The organism is Peribacillus sp. SIMBA_075 (assembly GCF_046534585.1).
The window spans coordinates 1-313 of sequence record NZ_JAWRYN010000325.1 but is presented as its reverse complement, the minus strand read 5'-3'; the positions used below and the strand labels follow the sequence as shown (position 1 = coordinate 313).

At 39.9% G+C, this 313-nt stretch carries 1 pseudogene; it reads left to right on the top strand.

Annotated elements, in window-relative coordinates:
* Positions 1–313 (top strand): annotated as a pseudogene (locus tag SB775_RS28425) (Glu/Leu/Phe/Val dehydrogenase); the annotation flags it as partial.

The following is a 313-nucleotide window of genomic DNA, read 5'->3' as shown; positions in this document are numbered from 1 at the left end:
CAAAAGCTCATTGACCATAAGAATGTATACGGAGAAATGGATCAAGACTATTTTGAACCGAACTATACTGTAAGGCCAAACTCGGACTGGCTTAATGTGGACTGCGATATTCTCATCCCATGTGCATTAGAGGACGTTATTAACCATTCTAATGCTGGTACCGTAAAAGCAAGCTTGATTGTTGAAGCTGCTAATATTCCGATCTCTTCCGAAGGAGACGAAATGATCAAACAAAAGGGAATTGACATCGTCAATGATTTTGTTGCGAACCTAGGTGCCATAAGATTTTATGACGCAGTTATTTTTGGACTGG